This is a genomic window from Bacillus sp. FSL R9-9834, assembly GCF_038006905.1.
Taxonomy (GTDB): domain Bacteria; phylum Bacillota; class Bacilli; order Bacillales; family Bacillaceae_G; genus Bacillus_A; species Bacillus_A pacificus.
Genome location: NZ_JBBOWD010000001.1, coordinates 958,507 through 978,079, shown reverse-complemented (window position 1 = coordinate 978,079; position 19,573 = coordinate 958,507). Strand labels below are relative to the sequence as shown.

Sequence of the window (19,573 nt, the reverse complement as noted above, 5' to 3'; positions counted from 1 at the left end):
TATATTATACCGTTATGTTTGTGTAAAGGGAAATCAATTTCCATACTTTAAAAAAGAAGACATCAATCAAGATGTCTCCTTCTCATACGTAAAGCTCTAAACTTTCACTATTCTTCTCAATTACATCTTTATACAAGCAAAAGTGTTTCTCTCACCTCAACTTATATATTAGACAATATATAAGTTTTATGTTGTAAACTACTAACCGTTAATCAACTGTTGCTTAAATTCATCTAAAACTCTCTTTCTCTCTTCATAATCTTCCGTATCGGCTTCTTCCCAAAGCTCAAGGTCAGCCCCACGTTCAATTAATGCAATCGCCTTGTTACGAACTTCTTCTTGAAGACAGCCTTTCTCCAATTGTATTGCCGCAAGACCAATGTATACTAAAGATATTTCTTCTAACTCTTCCTCTATATCAAACTCATCTACATATTCTTCTAAAATGAACTTAGTTGCTTCTTCCGCACTATTACCCTCTTCTATATACTCAATAAATTGATCTTTCACATCACAAGTCGTGTCATCATCAAATAATCCAGTTCCCCAAGCGCCCATATGCTACAGCTCCTTCTTTGTGCTTTTTTCATTTCTATTTCAATCTTAAATATAATAAAAGTTCATTACAAGACTAGTTATATACATCGTTATATTTTACAATTACTATAGGTAATACATATTTTTCACTACATGTACCATTCTGAATAATCAAACATAATTATCGATAAAATTCCATATAGACCCAGTAATGGTTAAAATGTTATAATGAAATCACCCTACATAGTTACTCATATTTAACTTGAGGAACTAGCGTCTTATTAAGCAATGCGCATAAATCAAATAAAAAAGACACTTTTTACAGTGTCTTTTTTATTTATATTCTCATAGAAAATATCTCTTTTATACACAAAATCTAGCAAATGAAAAAGGAGAATATCATATGGAGCATCCTCTAGCAAGAGAACTACGTAACATACGTATATGCCTTATCATCTTGATCATTGTCATTGCATTTTGGGATCGTGACAAACCTGTGGAAATCACTGATCATGATAGTGACCCTATCTTAAACACTAGCAATATGACCCAAATTGGCGATAATACATTTGCCTATAAAGACGAATCTAATCAAATTAAAATATTTAAGTTTAACCCAGATACAAATGAAATAAAGCTAATAAAAGAATTTTACGCTAACGAATATTAATGAAATAAATGGGACAGAAGGCACCTCAAGGTGTCTTTTTTATTTTCAAAAGGACCTGCTCACATTCATGCGTCAAACATAAAGTATATGGAATCCGTTAAAACGCATGAGTGATCCTTTGTTTTCTCCCTCTTATTAAAGGAGGAACTATTATGGGCTTTGGTGGTAGTTGTGGAGGCTGTGGCTTCGCTGGAGGCTTTGCTTTATTAGTTGTATTGTTTATTTTATTAATCATCGTTGGCGCTGCTTGCTTCTGCTAAACAAACTATTGGAAAAGACGCTCTTATATGGGTGTCTTTTCTTTATAAACTAAAAAAGTATGAGAATCCGATCCTTTAGCCATAATTACGACTAAAGGCTTTTTTGTATATAACTAAAAAGGAGCTGACTGTATGGAACATAATAAAAATGGAATCCTTGCTTTAATCGTTTTATTTGTAGGACTAGCATTTTTTGTTATCGGTATGGTTTATCATTTATGGGGCACGGTTTAAGAAAAAAAGTACTCATATGAGTACTTTTTTCTTAAGATTTCATGTAAAACCATTCTAAACTTACTTACATGCATACAATTATCAATGACGGTTATATAACCGATAAGATTATAGATTATCAATTTAGCAATCTACATTTATATGATTAGGAAAGGAGCTAAAAACTGAAAATGTTAGAAATCATTTTTGTTGCTGTATTACTTTTGTCTAGCATCCAACTTATCTTTATCAAGCGTGGGTTGACGAAAAAGAATGTATTCATCTTAATAATAAATTACATATTCTTATTAGCCACCATCGTATTAATTGGCGCAAACTGGCGTATGATACCTGCTTATTTCTTATTGTTCGTTTTAACATTACAAGTTTTTTTGAAACCAAAAACTACAGCTGTTTCTAAAAAGTTAGTGATGAAAATTTTAAAAGGGTTAGGAATTATCGTAACTGCTATCGCAATGTTCACGTTACCTTTACTTTTCCCGATCATAACACTCCCAGAGCCTACTGGAAAATATACAGTAGGAACGAAAGCTTTTCATTTAATTGATACAAATCGAAAAGAAACCACTGTACCGAATAATCATGGAAATCGCGAGTTAATGATACAAGTGTACTATCCTGCCAAAAAAGGATCTGGGAAACCTTCTGCCTACTTTGAGAACTTAGACGCCCTCGCTGAACAATTGGCTGTAACAAAAGGTGCTCCATATATCGTAACAACACATTTAGGTCTGACAAAAACACATTCTTATCAAGATGCTAAGCCACTTCAAGTTAAAGAAAAATTCCCACTCCTTTTATTCGGCCATGGAATGGAATTATACGGACAACAAAATACATTCCAGTTAGAAGAATTAGCTAGTCAAGGTTATGTAGTAATCGCCCTTAATTTCACAGGATACGCAGCAACAACAATTTTCCCTAACGGAAAACGTATAGATTCCGTACCAATTGAATTTACACCTAACGCTTTAAATAACATGGTTCGAAATTGGGAACAAGATACTACTTTTATTTTAAATGAAGTAATAAAAGGCAATTTTGATAAAAACTTTACAGCCATTGCAAATTTAATTGACGATGACAAAATTGGCATGTTTGGTCACTCTTATGGAGGAGCAACTGCCGCGCAAATGTTAGTAAAGGATAACCGTATTAAAGCTGCGATTGATATGGATGGTGGATTGTATGGCGATCCAATGCCTAAAAACGGCCCTCAAAAACCATTCATGTTGATGAATGCTGAAGCTACCATTCAGTATATGAAAGAAGCGGAGAATCAAAAGACAGATGGAATCCAAGATGAATTGTTTGAAATATCCTATTTAAGAAATAAAACCATTGAAAAACCTGGCGCGTACACAGTTGTAATTCCAAAAACAAATCATAATAGTTTTACAGATTTAGCCGCATTTTCACGTATTATTAATGAACCCGGTGAAGATGTAGCCGCAAATTATACACTCATTAATAAACTAGTAACTAGCTTTTTCGATCAAACTTTAAAAAGGATAAACGAAAATCATTTAGAAGAAATTCAGAAGCAATATCCTGAGCTTCATCTCATTAAACACTAATAATCATTTACCTAGTTATGGAACCCCTCTCTTATCCTTGAGGGGGTTTCCACTTTAAAACAATTATAAAAAAAGGCCCCATCACTGGGGCGCTCGAAAAATAATATAAGTAAATGAATTAAAACAAATAACAGACAACTAAAATATACAAGATTAACATTATATAATCTATATATATGCAATATTACATGAAAATATTTATTATTACATGCTATACTAAAAAAGGAGTCGACAATCGTTATTTTCTTCTTAGTTTTAAAGCAATATGGATATATACCTTCTTATCGCATTTGGATTGTACAAGCAAAAGAAGACATCTTAATTGATGTCTTCTTTTCTTATATTTTTATGAATTCCTTTGAGCAGATGCTCTCCAAGCACGAAAAGATGTTGGGTGTCCAGAATGAGCTCTTTGCTTTGCAGCAGCAACAGCTGGTTTTTCTTCAATAGTCTTTGGTTTTTCTTCCACAATCGCTGATTTTTCTTCAAGAGTATTCACAGCTGTTTGTATTTTTTCCAACTGCTCTTTTAAAGCTTGCTGTTCAATCTTTAAATCCGTAAGTAATCGTAAAATCATTTCAGAATTGGCCATAAAGATCCTCCTTCCCCCAATACACAGAATAAAATACAATATGTCATCAGCGTAATACCCGTGACAAAAATAAGGTCGTCAACTCGTTTAAAATCTAAGCACCTTTATTTTTCAAAAGGACCTGCTCAAGTCTATCCGTAAAAACATAAAGTGAATTAAATCCATTAATTAATGGTCTTTATGGAAGGAGGAGTTAATATGGGCTATGGCGGTAGTTGTGGTGGAGGCTGCGGTTTCGGCGGCGGATTCGCTTTACTAGTTGTACTCTTTATCTTATTAATCATCGTTGGCGCTAGCTGTTGGGGCGGCGGATTCGGCTGCTAAGGGGAGGCACTCTTGAGAGTGTCTTTTTTTTGTGTGTTTTTGGATGTACAACCCCTATCTCGAGATTGCACATTTTCAAATTGACATAGCATTTCATGCACCTTATACTGTTAACAACAGTATACTGTTGTTAACAGTATAAATTCTAATTCATTCTAGGGGGTATATCCATGAAACATACAGGAAGACATACAGGTGCATTTCTTTTATTATTTCTAGCCGAAGGAGATAACTACGGCGGACAATTATTGCAAAAGTGCGAGGAAGAACTTCCCGTCAATCCAATCGATAGCGCCATTTTATATCGCACACTAAAAAAATTAGAAAACGAAGGTGCAATTGAATCTTATGTAAGTATAGATCATCAAGACAAACCGAGAAAGATGTACAAAATTACGCCTGCTGGAAAGGAACAACTGGCAGATTTCCAAATGGATATTGAAGAAAAAATAAAGAACTTATCCTTTTTCATAGACAAATATAAAGACTTAAAGGAATCCAATCATGATTAACGGCGTGATCCTTTACACTTTAGCCATTATTCTTACGGGGCTTTCTTTTATGAAGGACCGCAAGAAAACGAAAGATGCTCTAATGAAGTCGTGGAAAATGTTTCGCAACCTTCTCCCTGCGATGCTTTCCATCATGCTTTTCGTTGGCTTATCGCTTTCTATATTAACGCCGTCCTTTATCTCTTCTATCATTGGAGAACAGTCCGGATTGTTAGGTATTGTTTATTCTGCACTCCTCGGCTCTGTGGCACTCATCCCAAGCTTTGTCGTGTTTCCTCTTGGAAATACATTAGTACAACATGGTGCAGGCCTCCCTCAAGTTGCAGCACTTATGTCTGCACTCATGTCAGTAGGGCTTACAACTATGCCGATGGAACAAAAGATATTCGGACGAAGCTTCGCTTACGCACGTAATGCATCTGCATTGCTCATGTCTCTCCTATTCTCCTATATCATTTGGGTGGTGATGGTATGAAGGAACTAAAAAGATATCGTTTCTTTTTCCTTTTACTACTAGGTCTCCTTATCTTAACTTTTATAAATCAATCTTTAGGATGGAGTGCATTACAACTAACAGGGAATAGCATTTTAGATATGCTGTTTCTCCTCCCCCCTGTCTTACTATTTGTAGGGCTACTTGATCAATGGGTGAAAAAAGAAACACTCATGAAATATATGGGTGAAAAATCAGGTATGTACGGAATCTTGTTTTCTCTATTATTAGGAGGCATTGCAGCTGGTCCCCTCTACGTCGCCTTTCCAATCGCAGCACTACTCTTAAAAAAAGGTGCAAGCATTCGGTACATCGTATTTTTCTTAGGCGTTTGGACAACTGCGAAATTGCCAATTCTCGTGTATGAATTCTCTTCATTTGGAGCTACTTTTACACTCATTCATATTGGTTTCGGTCTCGTATTCTTCTATGTAATGGGGATTATTTTTGAGAGGTTTTATGATCAGGGGCAGTTGCTTCGGTATGATGTTACGGAGGAAATGTAAAAAGACATCTTTATCTCTTAAAGATGTCTTTTTATATAAACCTTAATTCTCGTTCTGTAAAACCCTCGCTGCTTTTACTCCCTCTCTCTCTTCTTTTAAAAACAACGATACAATACATGCAACAATGATAAAGACTAACCCTAGTGCAAATGCACCTTGGAATCCAAATGTTAAACCGTTTAACTTCTCTACTGGATCCATTGGATTTGCTGAACTTTCCATATAGCTAGCTGTTCCTGAAGACATTTTCGAAATAAAGATAGCCGTACCAATTGCGCCAGCTACTTGTTGCAACGTATTAAACAGTGCTGTTCCGTGCGGATATAAATCTGGTGTTAATTGATTTAAACCGTATGTTTGTGCCGTCATGACAAACATGAGTCCAACCATTAATACGCTATGCATGACAATAATTTGTACCATTGATGTGTCAGGCGTAATGCCTTTAAATAAGAACATTGCAATCCCTACTAACACAATGCCGGGAACGATAATAACTTTCGGACTAAATTTATCAAATAGTTTACCTGCAATTGGTCCCATTATAGCGCTAATCATACTTCCCGGAAGCATGATAATTCCTGATTTAAAAGCTGTAACGAGTAAAACGGTTTGCAGGAACATCGGTAATAACGTCATCGTTGAAAATAAAGACATCATCACAATGACAATTAATCCAACTGATAATGTAAACATCGGAACTTTAAATGTGCGTAATTCTAAAATTGGATTCTCAATTTTCAATTGTCGAACGACAAAAATACATAATGAGATAAGCCCAACAAGTAAAGTGCCATACACCTTTGCATCGGACCATCCTAAGTCACCTGACGCACTAAAGCTATACACAAGCCCGCCAAATCCTAATGTCGATAAAAGGATAGATGGATAATCTACTTTTGGTCTTGTTAACTCTGAAACATTTTGAATATACTTCATTCCAATCATAATGGAAATGATTACGATAGGAATAACAATATAGAATAACCAGCGCCAATTTAATGAATCCACAATTACTCCAGATAATGTAGGGCCAATTGCTGGAGCTGCCATCATCACAAGTGCGATTAATCCCATTGTGGCACCACGCTTTTCAGGCGGACAAATAATTAGAATCGTATTCATTAATAACGGTGAAATCAACCCTGTCGCTACCGCTTGGACGATACGGCCAATTAATAAAACAGAAAATGTCGGTGCAAATCCCGCAATTAATGTACCAGCTAAAAACGTTACCATAGCGATCAAAAACATTTGTCTCGTTGTAAGCCATTGCTGAAGTAACGCTGTAATTGGGACTAAAACACCAACTACTAACATGTAAGCTGTAGAAAGCCATTGAATCGTTGAAGCTGTTACACCAAATTCTTTCATTAATACTGTTAACGCATTACCAAGTAACGTTTCGTTTAATAATGCAACCATCGCGCCTAGAAGTAATGCAATTAAAATGGGGGTATGTTTCAAATTAGAAGTATCAACTTTGCCACTTGCAGGGCTCTTAGTTGTCATATTCATTTACAAATTCTCCTCCTATTTCTTACTTAAAAACTTTAAATACACCGGAACACATGTAATATAATATACATATGTAGATTAAAAAGGGAGAATCAATTTTCAGCCACTGTATATTTAATCTACAAAAAAGGAGAATTGTAGATGAACGATAATGAAAAACAAATTGATTTACGTATTAGACGGACACATAAATTACTATGGGATTCCTTATTTGAATTAATGACGCAATCAAAACAGAAATATAGTACCATCACGATTAACCAAATATGTGACCGCGCAATGGTACACCGAACAACCTTTTATAAACACTTTGAAGATAAAGACGCTTTATTAGCATTTGGATTTAAACGATACAGCAAGATGATTGGTGAAATACCGGTTTCAGATCGATTAAGTAAACCATTTCAAGTAATGGAACAATTTCTACATCATGAAGAAATTGGTAAAATATTAGAGACGCAAATGTCTGATGCACAATTTATTAGCCGTGCACAATATTTAAGTCACGAAACGAGAAAACAAGAAATAGAAGCGTTAAATCAACTTTGTAAAAATCATACGATGCCAAATGATTTAATCATTGAATTTTATTCAGGGGCAATCACCTCATTAAGTGCATGGTGGTTTAAAAATGAAAGAAAAGTTTCCGCTGCTGAAATGGATAAGTATCTCCACCAACTTATTAACCGGGATATTTTTCAGTTTGGAAAAGAATAATTTTATCGATAAAAAAAGCCCATATGAAATGGGCTTTTTGCATACTACTTATTCTCTTTCAACTTCTCTAACTCCCGCTGCACTTCTTCTTGTAAATTTTGATCTAACACTTCTTGTTGCTTCGGAGACTTCATATTGTAAAAGTAGTTACTAGCCGCTGTTTCTGCTTCTAGTTTCTGTACGTAAGATTCAATACGTGCAAAACCTTTCGCTGTACTTTCTGTATGGAACGAATCAATTGCTCTGTTGCTTTCTTTTATCGCTTGCGCCGCATTTAACCTTGAAACAAGAACGAGTTCTTTATATTGCAATTCTCCATATTTCTTTTGCAGTTTGTCAATTTGTTCATAAAGCGTCGCTGTTTGCTCTTTTGTTATTTCGTACTGCTGGCGGTATAACTCCGCTTTTTTCTCATTCACAATTTTTTCTTGCAGGGCTAACTGCGCCATATGATCTTCTTCGCGTGATACAGCAAGTTCCGCTTGGCGCGTTCTCTTCGCAATAAGAGCATCCGTTTCTGAAATTAATGCTTCATATTTTTTTTCTAAATAATATTGATGCGAAAGTGCTTTTTCCGCCTTCGTAATTTGCTGTTCTGTCTCGCGAAGATATTGCTTTAACATACTAACCGGATTCTCTATCTTATCTAACGTTTGATGCACATCCGCCACTACAATATTTTTAATACGTTTTAAAATACCCATTATTACTTCTCCTCCTTACGAATACTTCTTTCCCATTGATCTAAAATATCCACCTGTTGATGCACTTGAAAATCGCTGTATACATCTATATGAGTTGCTAATCTTTTTTCTTTTAATTTTTTATATATCCAACCAATTATCGGAACAAATGCGAGCACCGGAAGAACTGGTAATACACCAATAACTAGGAGCAATATGCCTGTCCACTTTTTAACCATATTCCCTTCAGACTTACGAAGCATGTACCAGCCGAAAAGAACAAATCCAAACGCTAACAGGAATGGTATAAAGAATACACCTTCAAACTCTTTTTCATGGTGTTTTTCATGATGCTGATCTCGCTCAAAGTTATTAAATTTCTCTTTTTGCGTAACGAAAGCTTCTCTTTCTTTATCGTGAGAAACAGTATATGCTGCTTGCTTATGTTTCTCATGATTCCACCTTTCAAACTTCATACTATGTAATCCAAACAGTAGTAATCCCAGAAGTAACGGAAGGATCAAAACCCATTTTAACCAACGCAATTTTTTACGTTTATTCTTTTTCATCTGTTCACCACCATCTATCCTTCGTTTTGAAATAAGTAAAAAATGTATGACCTCCCTTTACCTTTGATACATACGATTGTAAAACGTAGACGTGAGAAGAAAGTGAAGGAAGCATGATGAATATATGAGAAATATATAAGAAATTTCTCATAATGATTTCAAAACGAAAAAAAAAAACAATTTCTCCATAAAAAATAGAGAAATTGGATCCTTGTTTCATTATTTTTATTCACTTTAGCAACTCACATACCACCCTTCTTCAAATCCGAACTTTCAACAACTGAACGGGAATACCCCACCTTCTTAACTCGCATCATCCACTTTGTTCATACGCTGACCTGATACATGTTCATCTGGCCGAAGTTGTTGCAAAGCAACTTCGGATGTTGTTAGATAGGAATTTTTAAATAGCTTCTTCATTATGGAGAAAAAACCGTCGATAAATTTAAGTTACAAATATTCAGAATTAATATTAAAATAAAGAATGGGGATAGGGGTATGGGATTATAAAATGAAACTTTAATCAGTGGGGCTTTGTTCATCCCCCACTGATTATCAGCCCTCACCAATCGGGCTTTTACGGGCAGTTGATCTCCCACCTAACTTCTTTGCTCCAGCCGAATTTTGAGGTGGGAGTCTTACTGCCCGTTAATGCGGGGTAAAATTTATACATAACGAGGGAATAGAAATGAAACTACAATTAAAAGCGGATTTAGGGCTACTACTAGTTACATTCTTTTGGGGTGCATCCATCTTACTTACAAAGGTTGGACTCGAAGGCATAGAAGAATACAACTTAATCGCATTACGATTTATTATCGCCTTTCTTTTATCAGGTTTAATATTTTACAAACATTTATTCAAAATTGATTTTAAAACTGTAAAATATGCATTTATACTCGCTTCTGTCTTATTTATCGTTTACATTTTCGCGACTTTCGGCACAAAGTATACGAGTGTTTCTAATGCTGGTTTCTTACTATGTCTCACAGTCATTTTCATTCCGATATTATCAGCTATATTTTTAAAACACATTCCTGAAAAGAAAGTGGTAGTAGGAATCTTTTTAACGATAATAGGAATCGGCTTATTAACATTAACGAGCGAATTCAAGATCGGTAACGGCGATATATTTTGCATACTATCTGCCTTATTTTATGCCATTCACGTCATCATTACTGGCAGCGTAACAAAACATGTGAACTCCATTGCACTTGGAGTCATACAACTCGGTTTCGTCGGCCTATTTAGCCTTATTTTTTCATTCATTATCGAAACACCAAAGCTTCCTAGCACAACCAACTCATGGCTCATCATCTTAGCCTTAAGCATATTTTGCACCGCAGTCGCTTTCATCGTGCAAGTTATCGCCCAGCAATACACGACACCTACACATACAGGGCTTATCTTCTCATTAGAACCTGTCTTTTCCGCAGGCTTCGCTTTCGTTTTCACAGGTGAAACACTTACCGGGAAAGGATACTTAGGGGCGACACTTATATTAGTGAGTGTGTTGATTGCTGAGGTTGATTTTAAGAGTGTATTGCGGCCTAATTATAAAAAAAATATGGAATAGTTATTTCACTACAGTACATAAACATACCCCGAAAATATTCGTTTGTATTATTTTCACCCTCTTATCTTAATTTTTTAGATGCTACCTTCGAATAAGGTAGCATCTAAAACATGTTACAAGGAACTATTATATTTATGTAGCCTGCATAGTTCACCGCTTCTACATTACTTACTGCACATAGTCATACAAATTTTTCGCTAACAACAAACAAGTTACTGTAATGAAAAGGGCGCGAACATACCCGCTTCCTTTTTTTATAGCAAATCTGGATCCGGCGATTCCTCCAGCAATTTGAGCAATTCCCATTATGAAGCCATACGCATAGTTTACTTGCCCTACATACATAAACATGAACAATGCACCAACGTTACTTCCTAAATTAAGAAACTTCGCCGTACCTGCTGCTTTTAAAAAATCATACCCAATAAATAAAAGAGCAAACATTAAAAATGAACCTGTACCAGGACCTAGAAATCCATCATAAAAACCAATAGCAAAAATAAAAAAGGTAAAAATAATGACGTGTCGACCAGACAATTTTTTATGAGTAGAAATACTTCCCCAATCCTTCTTGAATATCGTATAAATAGCGACCACACCGAGCATGATCAGCATTAATGGCTTTAATACTTCTGGATTCATTAAATGAACGGTCCATGCCCCTATTATGGAACCTATGAAAGTGATTGGAAATAATTTAAACGCCGATTTCAAATCAAGATTACCAGAACGATAAAACACAATATTACTAGTTGCACTCCCCATTGTTGATGCTAATTTATTCGTGGCTACTGCACTTGCTGGATTCAGTCCTGTAAATAATAAAGCGGGTAAGGCGATCAGTCCACCACCACCTACAACTGAATCAATAAATGCAGCTAAAAATCCAAAAGCAATCAAAATAATTAATACGGATGGGTCTAAATAAAAATCCATATTATTAACCTCCCCTTTAGTCACTATCAGAATAGTAACTAATAATTTGCTAAATGTAAACAGTTATTGTAACGTTGAAATATAAAGTGAAACTTTAATCAGTGGGGGGTTTTGTTCATCCCCCACTGATTATCAGCCCTCACCAATCGGGCTTTTACGGGCAGCCCGCCCCCCACTTAACTTCTTTTCTTCCGCTGAATTTTGAGGTGGGGGTCTTACTGCCCGGCAAATAGCGGGATAAAAGCAAACATCGGAGGACGAAAAAAGTGGACTACATAGTGCAACAGCTTAAAAAAATGGGTTTTAATGAATATGAAGCTAAATCTTATGTATCTCTTGTTAAACAGGGACCTGTCACAGCCTATCAAGTGAGTAAAGATTCAGGTGTCCCAAGAGCGCGAATTTATGAGATTTTAGGTAACCTCGTAGAAAAAGGAATTGTCATGAAAGAAGAAATAAATGACACCACTCGCTATTCACCTCTACCTGTTGAAATCTTTTTACAAAAGGCGCAATCAGAATGGCAGTCTACTTACGAAGGAATAAGTGATTCATTAAAAAAACTAGAAACTTCTGAGGAAAAAACGGATAATCGAGTAATTACTTTAAAAGACAATCAAACAATCATTAGCTATTGTCAGGCATTAATAAAAAAAGCAGAAAAACGTATTGTCATCTCGATGTGGGATGAAATGTATGAAGCGTTAAAAGAGGATCTAGCTGAGGTAGCTGATAAAGTTACAGTACAAGGTATTACCTTGCATGTTGAAAATCCCATTAAAAATCTAGAAGCCCATCGTATCACACCCTATACAGAAACCCGTTCTACAGAACATTGGTTTATTTTATCCATAGATTCTAAAGAGATGATTTATGGACCATCACTTGAAGAGCGTAATGTTGCTTTTTATACAGATGACCCCGTTCATATATACTTATTAGAGGATTATGTATGGCATGATGTTTTAGTAAATCGACTTGTCCGACGTAGCCAAGACGACTTGGAGCAATGGATTACTGCAGAGAGAAGAGCTTTCTTTATGGGGAAATAAGGAACATATTCAAGAGCAAATAAAAAATTTTGCGTATTAAACCTAACAACTTCTCCGTACAAAAATAGCCGACTATTATATAGTAAATAGTCGGCTATTTTTAGTATATTGATTATACAGACGCTACCATTACCCCAGCGATTAATGAGATAAACGCTTCTCCCACTCTTTCACCTTTTCAATTGTTACATCTAATTTTTTAGCTATTTCTTCTACACTCATTCCTTTAAAGAGCATTCCAGCTGCCGAAAGTGCTTTATCAATTTCTTCTTGCTTCTCTTGCTCATATAAACGACCTACTTTTGTCATCCGTAACCACTCCTTTACCTTTTTCGCGTAGTCTTCATCAATAAATTTATCTGTAGCTACAAGAATCCCAGCAATAACTTGAATTTGTTCTTGCTCATCGGAGATACACTTTGCTACTTCTATCGTTTTTTCAATTAAAATTTGTCTTTTTTCTCTACTATGCATAAGTGGTACAAGTATTAATTTCATGGTTTCTTCATCCGTCAAAGATTTTCCTTCTTCCATTTTTCTAATAATCTTTTGAAGAATGGCATCACCATTGTATTCATTTAGTAAAACCGCTTTGGAATTTAAACGTATACTACATACATCTATTTCTTCTATCGGATTCATTACCTCACTTGTATAAATAACTACGATTCGAATATCTGGTAACCCTTTATTCTTATTATAGTAACGATACATAATTTGATTCGCATAATCCATATACTTCAAATGGTTTTCGAGGAAACGGGTATTACTTTCATACTCTAACATTAAAATTGAACCATCTTCCATTTCAAATAAAGTATCTGAGCGCCTTTGATCTGCACGAACTCTCGAGAATTCATTTAGCAACAATTCTTTTATTCTTGGAAAACCTTTTAACCCATATGCTTCAAGCCCTTTATCTCTATAGCATTCACTTAAAAACTTCATCAGAATATCTTTATTATGATAAGAAATATCATTCCCTGCCAATAGCTAATCCCCCTTAACTATTAGTTACCATTTTCTTTATTATATAACTTATGAAATTAGCGTTACAACTTTGGTTCACATGCACATACTATTTTCAAAGCAACTTATTCTCTCACTACTTCTCCCTCTCCACAAACCGCCCAAACTCCTTAAAAAATCTCAGCTTAAAACTCCCCACTGGCCCATTCCGATGCTTCGCCACATGAATCTCCGTCAACTCTTTCTGCATCGTTTCCTTATCATAATAATCCTCGCGATACATAAGCATAATGACATCCGCATCTTGTTCAATTTGTCCCGTCTCTCTTAAATCAGATAAAAGAGGTCGCTTATCTTGACGTGACTCTACAGAACGAGATAATTGTGACAACGCTACTACACAAACATTTAATTCACGTGCTAATAACTTAAGCTTACGCGAAATCTCACTAATCTCTTGAAATCGATTGCCCTTATGCTTCGAATCGCCCGTAATAAGCTGCAAGTAATCTACAATAATTAAAATCTTTTTATCACCGTGCTTCCTCTTTAACTTACGAGTTTGCATCCAAATATCTTGCACTGAAATACCTGCGTTATCGTAAATTTCAAATGGTAATTCCCCGATTTCCGCAAACGCCTTACTCACCTTTTCCCAGTCCTCTATCGCAAAACGATGCTTCGGATTTTTCAGCCTACCTCCTGACACTTCACCTATGCAAGACGCCATTCTTTTCAACAATTGCTTACTACTCATCTCTAACGAAAACAATCCAACCGCCGCTCCAGACTTCGCCGCGTGCAGTCCAACATTTAGCGCAAACGCAGTCTTCCCCATAGAAGGACGTGCACCAAGAACGACAAAATCACCTTCCTGCAATCCGCACGTCATTTTATTTAGCGATGTATAACCAGTCTCAATACCCGTAATCTCTTTCGCATCTTGATGAAGCTCTTCATATAAATCAACTAGCGCATCCTTCAAATCAAACTCACATACACAGTCCTTTTCCTCTAACTCACAAAGTGCCGTAATCGTCTCACCAATAATTTTCTCACTCTTCTCGGCAATAAGACGCTCTCCCATCTTGTGCCCGAGAACACCAGCCTGATACATTTTCCAGGCACCTCGAACAAGCCCCTCATAATAAGAGAAGTTGGCAGTTGTAGGCACACCATCCATTAACCCTATAAAGTACTCCATTCCCCCGATCCCCTCTAAAAACTTCGGATCTACCCTAGAAATGAATGTCACAAGATCAATCGGTTGCCCCTCTTCTTCCATTTTTCGCATTAACTGAAATATAGACTTATGCACCGACAGAGAAAAATACTGCTCCGTCAAATGGCACTCCTTAATAAGCTCTCCATCAAGTAGTAGAGAACCTAACACCGTCTTTTCCGCCTCCACATTTTGAATACTCATGGCCGCCACCCGCGCTCCGCTAAAAAGCGCTGCAACTCTTCCTCAGACGGCGCATTCTTCTCCCACTCCTCACACCTCGCCAAAAACTCCTCCGTCTCCCCCGTACTAACAGACGCCTCCTTCTTCCGAAAATGAGCCGTATCCGCCTCAACCTCACACACTTTCGTAAACCCTTTCCCGTGCCATCCTCTCAAAATCCCCTTCACATAAGCAACCGTCCGCTTATTATTCTCAAACGCAATTTGAAGAGCCTTCAGCACAAGCTCCTCTGACAAGTCTTCCATCCACGCACTCAGTTCCTCCACAGTATGCGGAGACAAACTACCAAAATGTTGCTCATAAAAAGAAAACACGCGACTCCCCGTTTCTTCCTCTATAACCTCTTCTTCCGCCTCTGTCTCCTCGCAAACTGCATCAACATCATCCACAGCCAAATCACTCGGCATACCGAAATGCACTAAAAGCATCGGAACATTCAGCTCCTCCTCTACGCACTTCTGAAGAAACATATGTACAAACTCCTTATTCTTCACACCCTTAAGCTCTCGAAGCACACACTTCTCCACATTCGTATTCGTCACCGGATTATAACGAAGCCAATTTAAAACGAATAACTCCCGTGTCTCCGCATCATAAAGAATCTTCCCATAATCAATGAAGCGCTGCACAAGCTTATCAACAGTCTCCCGATTATAACCCGTCTCCATCTCCGCTAACCGCTTCGGAAAAGGAAAAATCCCACACTGCGTCGTCTTCGAACAAGTTAACAAATAAACATAAAAATACCGCTCCTCCGGCGTCAAATCCAAAACAAAATCATCCTGCCAAAAATTCACCTGCACAGTACGATACACCGCCATCCCAATTCCTCCCGTCTCCATTCAAAAATGAAAATTTCCTCTTTGTACTATATATAGGAAGGAGGGGTGGGTTTTTGGCGTATTATTTCAAAATTTTTTTCGACTACTACTACGGTGTTTGTTGGTGTGTTTGTTGGTGTGTTTGTTGGTGTGTTTGTTGGTGTGTTTGTTGGTGTGTTTGTTGGTGTTTTTGTTTTGTTATGTTTTTTCTTAGTGATTTATTACTTGGTAGGGGCTTGTAAGGGGCTTAGGAGGGGCTATTTATCGTTTACTTCGATTAGAAACACTCGATCTGAAAAGCCACCTCGTTCTTCTGCTTTCTTTTTTCGGATGTTGTTGATTTCTTCTAGTGTTGTGCCTTCATGTTCGGCTAGGGCGTTTATTAGTTCTAGTAGGTCGGATAGTTCTTCGAGTTTATGAGGTTTTGTTTTTGCTTCGATGTATTCTGTTAGTTCTTCTTGTGTTTTCTTGCAGAGTTCCTCTATGTATTCATCTTCGTTTAGGATTCTTGTTGTGGGTGTTTTTCCGTTAGCTTTTATTATTTGCGGGATTTTGTTTCGGATTAGTTTGTTGTAGGTTGGCATGTGGGTTTCCCTCCGTTTGATTTTTCTTCTATTATAATGGAAAAGCAGTTTAACTAGGGGTTAAACTGCTTCATTGCTTCTTTTATATAGTTCTCTTCTTCGGTTGTGAAGAGGGTTGGGAATTCGGATAGTGGGAGGTTTGATTTTTGGATTATATCCTCTATATCGCTTTGGGGTGTATCAAGATAATTCTTTACTTCTTCTATTACATTGAAAAATTCCTTCAAGGTAACTTGAACGTCTTGATGACTCGGATCCTTCTCTTCTACCTTATACTTTTTCAACTTCCCTATCACATCCATAAATCGCTGTTCAAACTTTTCTTTTAGTTCCTTATTATTATAAAAAGCTTGAACACTCTCTTTTGAAAAATGTTCCTCTAACCATTCTTTATTTTCTTTCTCCCATATAAAAGTTTGCAGAAAAGAAGAAAACAAAGCAACATCCACTCGTTCTTCCTTTTGAAACTTCTTCGTCATCTCATCCATATGCGAAAGCACCTTCGCAATCCTTTCTTGCTCTGCCAAAAGCAATTCCCTTTGAAAACGTATTTGTCTTAAAAATTCTTCCGTCTCTATATCACGCTGCAATATAATATTTTGAATTTCCCCAAGCGAAAAACCAAGATGCTTAAATGATTGAATTTGTTGTAGCACATACAAATCATCTTTCGTATATAAACGATGCCCACCCTCTGTATAATCGCTCGGCTTTAATAAATTAATCTTGTCATAATAACGAAGCGTCCGCACCGTAACATCCCCAACACTTGCAAACTCACTAATCATCCACGCCATATCATCACCTACTCCGCTAACTTCTCTTTCACATACTGAAGCATATGAGAAAAACTCATCTCATTCTGCCGACAATATTGAAACAAACCTACAACAAGCAATAAAAAAGGAACATTCCCTCTATAACGATTTTCATACTCACTAATACCATCATAAAAGTACTCATACTTTCTTTTTCGTAAAACGATATAAATCGCAATAAACATCAATGCAATCATAACCAAAAGTCGCTTTCCCCTTATTTCCACTTCTTGTTTCATCACCTATTCTCCTTCCAATGCATACTTATCTTCTTTAAATAACGGAATTCGAATGAAATAACGATATGGCTCATCGCGTATTACTTTCCACGCAACAATGATCACTTGAACGACCTCAAAAACAAATACGATCCAAAACAAAACATCACTAACACGCGAACTAATATTAAATAGAAGAAAGATTAACAAATGAAAGTTGAACGCCTTTCGGCAATGATATTTGTACACCTCATTTTTCCGTGCCAGCGTGATGTACATGAGTAGTGGTGAAAAGATTCCTATTGCAGCTGAAAGTAGTAGCATGATGATGGTGTTTCTTTTTTCTTTTGTAGTGTTTTTCATGAGTGGTTTGGTCCCCCCTTTTTGATTTGTCTTCTTTAGGTTAGGGGGTGACGTTGGGGGAGGTGCAAGGGGATATATAGAAAAATTGTTTAATACCGATATAGATAAAATTAGACTTTTACCTTGACAGGGTGGAGGTCGTGAGTTCGAACCTCTCCGGGGTCATATCCTATTGTATCAACTGTTGATAATTTCATATTTTAGCAAAAACTATCGGTGAGCACCGCTCAAGTTTTGATTGAAACTCCTCCTTTAACTCTAAATGAGAACGAAGGAGTTTTTTTTTATGTTTTTAACATACTTCACTGAAAAAGAAATCGTAAAAAAATGACAACCTCACAAACGAAAAACTATCAAAATTTCAAAAGAAGATTCTGTTGAACGTGTATTCGAAAGATTTGTTGATAGTAAAGTAAAACAGAATTTACGCCCCAAATCATTGAATCAATTCCTTCTAATGTTTAATAGCATTAAGACATTTCATGAAACACAAAATGCTCAAATATTTTATATGACTGACATTACAACAAACTTCATTTCCGATTGGCTTTATTGGATGAAAAATGAATATGTACGTTATAAAGGTCATGCTTATATGCCAGAAAGCGTCCAAACTGTTGGATTAGCAGACGAAACGATTGCTAGTAGGATTAAGCAATTGAAAACATTCATTAACTGGTGTCTATGACAAGAAATCATCTTTAAAAATCCATTCAATAAATTTGAAGGATTCCGTAAAGATAACACGCAAATTGATATTCTCTCAATAGATGAATTGAACAACTTATTGAAAGTGACGAAGTCGTACTCCAATAAGAGTTTCAAGCACTTTCGTGATTATGTATTATTACACCTTCTCATTGATGGCATGTTTCGTATAACCGAAGTATTGTTGTTATCACCATCAGATATTGACCATGCAAATCAAGTGGTAATTATTCAATCCAATAACGTTAAATCACGAAAATCTCGTATTGTTCCATTATCAAATAAAACATATCGTTTACTTATGCAATTGTTTGAAGAAAATTCACAGCTAAAAAATGAATGTCAAACGGTGAACAAACGGAGCAAATCAATGATACCACCGTTGCTGATGATATTGCTGAATCTTCTTCCAGAAGTTTTTCTACTAATCCTTTAGTGTATATTTCTCATCCTAATAAAGATTTAAATAATAGTATTGTTAACAATAACGTTATACAAAACGATATTATCTATGAAGAATATGTATTCGCACGTAAAAACGGAATCAGTAATAATTTGTTTTTCAAAATAATCAATGGGAGAACAAATAAGCGTGGAATTAATGATTTAGGAGCATATATTCGTGGAGCAATCAAAAACGTAATAAACCATATTTCATTTCGTAATGGAACACGTATATACGATAATCCGCATAGCCCACTGTTCTATGATTAGTTGAATAATAGTAGCGAACAGCAAACGGTCTCATTATATATATAGTTTTTAGAATAATTGCTGTCTTGTGACCTTGTACATATCTTGAGCTTTTTACATCGGATTAAAAAATATCCACGAACTTACATTCGTTGAATATTAATATTCAAAAATCTTA

Annotated in this window: 26 protein-coding genes; 13 read left to right on the top strand and 13 right to left on the bottom strand. The window is 36.1% G+C overall.

Going from position 1 to position 19,573, the window contains the following annotated elements; genetic code table 11:
- Window positions 1-201 precede the first annotated feature (201 nt).
- Window positions 202-558 (bottom strand): hypothetical protein, encoded by a 357-nt coding sequence (locus MKY00_RS05010; RefSeq protein ID WP_000501489.1) that lies wholly within the window; start codon window positions 556-558, stop codon window positions 202-204.
- A gap of 382 nt (window positions 559-940) precedes the next feature.
- Between MKY00_RS05010 and MKY00_RS05005 the strand changes: the two genes are divergently transcribed.
- The 3 genes from MKY00_RS05005 (at window position 941) to MKY00_RS04995 (ending at window position 3,278) form a co-directional block, all read left to right on the top strand.
- Complete coding sequence (locus MKY00_RS05005; protein ID WP_000400943.1) at window positions 941-1,207, top strand: YmzC family protein; 267 nt, start codon at window positions 941-943, stop codon at window positions 1,205-1,207.
- 152 nt (window positions 1,208-1,359) lie between these two features.
- A complete protein-coding gene (locus tag MKY00_RS05000) occupies window positions 1,360-1,467 on the top strand; it encodes a YjcZ family sporulation protein (RefSeq protein WP_000505670.1) in 108 nt (35 codons plus the stop codon).
- Window positions 1,468-1,871: 404 nt separating this feature from the next.
- Entirely contained in the window at window positions 1,872-3,278 is a 1,407-nt protein-coding gene (locus MKY00_RS04995) for an alpha/beta hydrolase family protein (RefSeq protein ID WP_016716657.1), read from the top strand.
- Between the two features lie 346 nt (window positions 3,279-3,624).
- Here the strand turns inward: MKY00_RS04995 and MKY00_RS04990 are convergent, their stop codons facing one another.
- The gene (locus MKY00_RS04990) at window positions 3,625-3,870 is read right to left on the bottom strand and encodes a hypothetical protein (RefSeq protein WP_016716656.1); all 246 of its coding nucleotides are present in this window, start codon (window positions 3,868-3,870) and stop codon (window positions 3,625-3,627) included.
- 198 nt (window positions 3,871-4,068) lie between these two features.
- On the opposite strand from MKY00_RS04990, the gene MKY00_RS04985 reads away from it, so the two are divergent.
- From MKY00_RS04985 to MKY00_RS04970, 4 genes are all read left to right on the top strand, one after another.
- The gene (locus MKY00_RS04985) at window positions 4,069-4,194 is read left to right on the top strand and encodes a YjcZ family sporulation protein (RefSeq protein WP_000540377.1); all 126 of its coding nucleotides are present in this window, start codon (window positions 4,069-4,071) and stop codon (window positions 4,192-4,194) included.
- 170 nt (window positions 4,195-4,364) lie between these two features.
- Window positions 4,365-4,706: a PadR family transcriptional regulator gene (locus MKY00_RS04980; protein WP_016716655.1), complete on the top strand. Its 342-nt coding sequence runs from the start codon at window positions 4,365-4,367 to the stop codon at window positions 4,704-4,706.
- A complete protein-coding gene (locus MKY00_RS04975; RefSeq protein WP_016716654.1) occupies window positions 4,699-5,181 on the top strand; it encodes a hypothetical protein in 483 nt (160 codons plus the stop codon). The genes MKY00_RS04980 and MKY00_RS04975 overlap by 8 nt, the downstream gene beginning before the upstream one ends.
- On the top strand, window positions 5,178-5,705 hold the full coding sequence (locus tag MKY00_RS04970; protein WP_016716653.1) for a permease: 528 nt from the start codon (window positions 5,178-5,180) through the stop codon (window positions 5,703-5,705). Before MKY00_RS04975 ends, MKY00_RS04970 begins: the two co-directional genes overlap by 4 nt.
- A gap of 42 nt (window positions 5,706-5,747) precedes the next feature.
- On the opposite strand, the gene MKY00_RS04965 is transcribed toward MKY00_RS04970, so the two are convergent.
- A complete protein-coding gene (locus tag MKY00_RS04965; RefSeq protein ID WP_016716652.1) occupies window positions 5,748-7,223 on the bottom strand; it encodes an MDR family MFS transporter in 1,476 nt (491 codons plus the stop codon).
- Window positions 7,224-7,364: 141 nt separating this feature from the next.
- Here MKY00_RS04965 and MKY00_RS04960 point away from each other — a divergent pair, with 141 nt between their 5' ends.
- Entirely contained in the window at window positions 7,365-7,940 is a 576-nt protein-coding gene (locus MKY00_RS04960) for a TetR/AcrR family transcriptional regulator (RefSeq protein WP_016716651.1), read from the top strand.
- A 44-nt stretch (window positions 7,941-7,984) separates the two neighbouring features.
- On the opposite strand, the gene MKY00_RS04955 is transcribed toward MKY00_RS04960, so the two are convergent.
- The gene (locus MKY00_RS04955) at window positions 7,985-8,644 is read right to left on the bottom strand and encodes a PspA/IM30 family protein (RefSeq protein WP_016716650.1); all 660 of its coding nucleotides are present in this window, start codon (window positions 8,642-8,644) and stop codon (window positions 7,985-7,987) included.
- A 2-nt stretch (window positions 8,645-8,646) separates the two neighbouring features.
- Window positions 8,647-9,192, bottom strand: coding sequence for a hypothetical protein (locus MKY00_RS04950; RefSeq protein ID WP_016716649.1), 546 nt, complete (start codon window positions 9,190-9,192; stop codon window positions 8,647-8,649).
- A gap of 688 nt (window positions 9,193-9,880) precedes the next feature.
- Between MKY00_RS04950 and MKY00_RS04945 the strand changes: the two genes are divergently transcribed.
- Complete coding sequence (locus MKY00_RS04945) at window positions 9,881-10,768, top strand: DMT family transporter (RefSeq protein ID WP_016716648.1); 888 nt, start codon at window positions 9,881-9,883, stop codon at window positions 10,766-10,768.
- A gap of 168 nt (window positions 10,769-10,936) precedes the next feature.
- Here MKY00_RS04945 and MKY00_RS04940 read toward each other — a convergent pair whose 3' ends face one another.
- Window positions 10,937-11,704, bottom strand: a complete 768-nt coding sequence (locus tag MKY00_RS04940) for a TSUP family transporter (protein ID WP_016716647.1) — start codon at window positions 11,702-11,704, stop codon at window positions 10,937-10,939.
- Between the two features lie 266 nt (window positions 11,705-11,970).
- Here MKY00_RS04940 and MKY00_RS04935 point away from each other — a divergent pair, with 266 nt between their 5' ends.
- Window positions 11,971-12,756 carry a TrmB family transcriptional regulator gene (locus MKY00_RS04935; protein WP_016716646.1) on the top strand — a complete coding sequence of 262 codons (786 nt, stop codon included), beginning with the start codon at window positions 11,971-11,973 and terminating at the stop codon, window positions 12,754-12,756.
- Between the two features lie 141 nt (window positions 12,757-12,897).
- On the opposite strand, the gene MKY00_RS04930 is transcribed toward MKY00_RS04935, so the two are convergent.
- The 7 genes from MKY00_RS04930 to MKY00_RS04900 all read right to left on the bottom strand — a co-directional run bounded on the left by MKY00_RS04930 (window position 12,898) and on the right by MKY00_RS04900 (window position 17,994).
- Window positions 12,898-13,746 carry a hypothetical protein gene (locus MKY00_RS04930; protein WP_016716645.1) on the bottom strand — a complete coding sequence of 283 codons (849 nt, stop codon included), beginning with the start codon at window positions 13,744-13,746 and terminating at the stop codon, window positions 12,898-12,900.
- Window positions 13,747-13,861: 115 nt separating this feature from the next.
- Complete coding sequence (gene dnaB / locus MKY00_RS04925; RefSeq protein ID WP_016716644.1) at window positions 13,862-15,151, bottom strand: replicative DNA helicase; 1,290 nt, start codon at window positions 15,149-15,151, stop codon at window positions 13,862-13,864.
- Window positions 15,148-16,011 (bottom strand): DnaD domain-containing protein, encoded by an 864-nt coding sequence (locus tag MKY00_RS04920; RefSeq protein ID WP_016716643.1) that lies wholly within the window; start codon window positions 16,009-16,011, stop codon window positions 15,148-15,150. Before MKY00_RS04920 ends, dnaB begins: the two co-directional genes overlap by 4 nt.
- Before the next feature lie 257 nt (window positions 16,012-16,268).
- Complete coding sequence (locus MKY00_RS04915; RefSeq protein ID WP_016716642.1) at window positions 16,269-16,595, bottom strand: nucleoside triphosphate pyrophosphohydrolase; 327 nt, start codon at window positions 16,593-16,595, stop codon at window positions 16,269-16,271.
- Window positions 16,596-16,648: 53 nt separating this feature from the next.
- The gene (locus MKY00_RS04910) at window positions 16,649-17,392 is read right to left on the bottom strand and encodes a MerR family transcriptional regulator (RefSeq protein WP_016716641.1); all 744 of its coding nucleotides are present in this window, start codon (window positions 17,390-17,392) and stop codon (window positions 16,649-16,651) included.
- Between the two features lie 8 nt (window positions 17,393-17,400).
- Window positions 17,401-17,652 (bottom strand): hypothetical protein, encoded by a 252-nt coding sequence (locus MKY00_RS04905; protein WP_016716640.1) that lies wholly within the window; start codon window positions 17,650-17,652, stop codon window positions 17,401-17,403.
- Window positions 17,653-17,655: 3 nt separating this feature from the next.
- Window positions 17,656-17,994, bottom strand: a complete 339-nt coding sequence (locus MKY00_RS04900) for a DUF4870 domain-containing protein (protein ID WP_016716639.1) — start codon at window positions 17,992-17,994, stop codon at window positions 17,656-17,658.
- A gap of 439 nt (window positions 17,995-18,433) precedes the next feature.
- Between MKY00_RS04900 and MKY00_RS04895 the strand changes: the two genes are divergently transcribed.
- The 3 genes from MKY00_RS04895 (at window position 18,434) to MKY00_RS04885 (ending at window position 19,416) form a co-directional block, all read left to right on the top strand.
- Window positions 18,434-18,682 (top strand): phage integrase SAM-like domain-containing protein, encoded by a 249-nt coding sequence (locus MKY00_RS04895; protein WP_229147513.1) that lies wholly within the window; start codon window positions 18,434-18,436, stop codon window positions 18,680-18,682.
- Window positions 18,683-18,787: 105 nt separating this feature from the next.
- The gene (locus MKY00_RS04890; RefSeq protein ID WP_229147516.1) at window positions 18,788-19,138 is read left to right on the top strand and encodes a tyrosine-type recombinase/integrase; all 351 of its coding nucleotides are present in this window, start codon (window positions 18,788-18,790) and stop codon (window positions 19,136-19,138) included.
- A complete protein-coding gene (locus MKY00_RS04885; RefSeq protein ID WP_016716638.1) occupies window positions 19,042-19,416 on the top strand; it encodes a hypothetical protein in 375 nt (124 codons plus the stop codon). The genes MKY00_RS04890 and MKY00_RS04885 overlap by 97 nt, the downstream gene beginning before the upstream one ends.
- Window positions 19,417-19,573 lie beyond the last annotated feature (157 nt).

What these genes read in the sequence shown, in the direction of transcription:
- MKY00_RS04980 (WP_016716655.1), top strand. Translation starts at nt 4,365, where the DNA reads ATGAAACATACAGGAAGACATACAGGTGCATTTCTTTTATTATTTCTA.
- MKY00_RS04900 (WP_016716639.1), bottom strand. Translation starts at nt 17,994, where the DNA reads ATGAAAAACACTACAAAAGAAAAAAGAAACACCATCATCATGCTACTA.
- MKY00_RS04965 (WP_016716652.1), bottom strand. Translation starts at nt 7,223, where the DNA reads ATGAATATGACAACTAAGAGCCCTGCAAGTGGCAAAGTTGATACTTCT.
- MKY00_RS04950 (WP_016716649.1), bottom strand. Translation starts at nt 9,192, where the DNA reads ATGAAAAAGAATAAACGTAAAAAATTGCGTTGGTTAAAATGGGTTTTG.
- MKY00_RS05005 (WP_000400943.1), top strand. Translation starts at nt 941, where the DNA reads ATGGAGCATCCTCTAGCAAGAGAACTACGTAACATACGTATATGCCTT.
- MKY00_RS04990 (WP_016716656.1), bottom strand. Translation starts at nt 3,870, where the DNA reads ATGGCCAATTCTGAAATGATTTTACGATTACTTACGGATTTAAAGATT.
- MKY00_RS04995 (WP_016716657.1), top strand. Translation starts at nt 1,872, where the DNA reads ATGTTAGAAATCATTTTTGTTGCTGTATTACTTTTGTCTAGCATCCAA.
- MKY00_RS04975 (WP_016716654.1), top strand. Translation starts at nt 4,699, where the DNA reads ATGATTAACGGCGTGATCCTTTACACTTTAGCCATTATTCTTACGGGG.
- MKY00_RS04905 (WP_016716640.1), bottom strand. Translation starts at nt 17,652, where the DNA reads ATGAAACAAGAAGTGGAAATAAGGGGAAAGCGACTTTTGGTTATGATT.
- MKY00_RS04885 (WP_016716638.1), top strand. Translation starts at nt 19,042, where the DNA reads ATGTCAAACGGTGAACAAACGGAGCAAATCAATGATACCACCGTTGCT.
- MKY00_RS04970 (WP_016716653.1), top strand. Translation starts at nt 5,178, where the DNA reads ATGAAGGAACTAAAAAGATATCGTTTCTTTTTCCTTTTACTACTAGGT.
- dnaB (WP_016716644.1), bottom strand. Translation starts at nt 15,151, where the DNA reads ATGAGTATTCAAAATGTGGAGGCGGAAAAGACGGTGTTAGGTTCTCTA.
- MKY00_RS05010 (WP_000501489.1), bottom strand. Translation starts at nt 558, where the DNA reads ATGGGCGCTTGGGGAACTGGATTATTTGATGATGACACGACTTGTGAT.
- MKY00_RS04960 (WP_016716651.1), top strand. Translation starts at nt 7,365, where the DNA reads ATGAACGATAATGAAAAACAAATTGATTTACGTATTAGACGGACACAT.
- MKY00_RS04940 (WP_016716647.1), bottom strand. Translation starts at nt 11,704, where the DNA reads ATGGATTTTTATTTAGACCCATCCGTATTAATTATTTTGATTGCTTTT.
- MKY00_RS04910 (WP_016716641.1), bottom strand. Translation starts at nt 17,392, where the DNA reads ATGGCGTGGATGATTAGTGAGTTTGCAAGTGTTGGGGATGTTACGGTG.
- MKY00_RS04955 (WP_016716650.1), bottom strand. Translation starts at nt 8,644, where the DNA reads ATGGGTATTTTAAAACGTATTAAAAATATTGTAGTGGCGGATGTGCAT.
- MKY00_RS04920 (WP_016716643.1), bottom strand. Translation starts at nt 16,011, where the DNA reads ATGGCGGTGTATCGTACTGTGCAGGTGAATTTTTGGCAGGATGATTTT.
- MKY00_RS04915 (WP_016716642.1), bottom strand. Translation starts at nt 16,595, where the DNA reads ATGCCAACCTACAACAAACTAATCCGAAACAAAATCCCGCAAATAATA.
- MKY00_RS04985 (WP_000540377.1), top strand. Translation starts at nt 4,069, where the DNA reads ATGGGCTATGGCGGTAGTTGTGGTGGAGGCTGCGGTTTCGGCGGCGGA.
- MKY00_RS05000 (WP_000505670.1), top strand. Translation starts at nt 1,360, where the DNA reads ATGGGCTTTGGTGGTAGTTGTGGAGGCTGTGGCTTCGCTGGAGGCTTT.
- MKY00_RS04945 (WP_016716648.1), top strand. Translation starts at nt 9,881, where the DNA reads ATGAAACTACAATTAAAAGCGGATTTAGGGCTACTACTAGTTACATTC.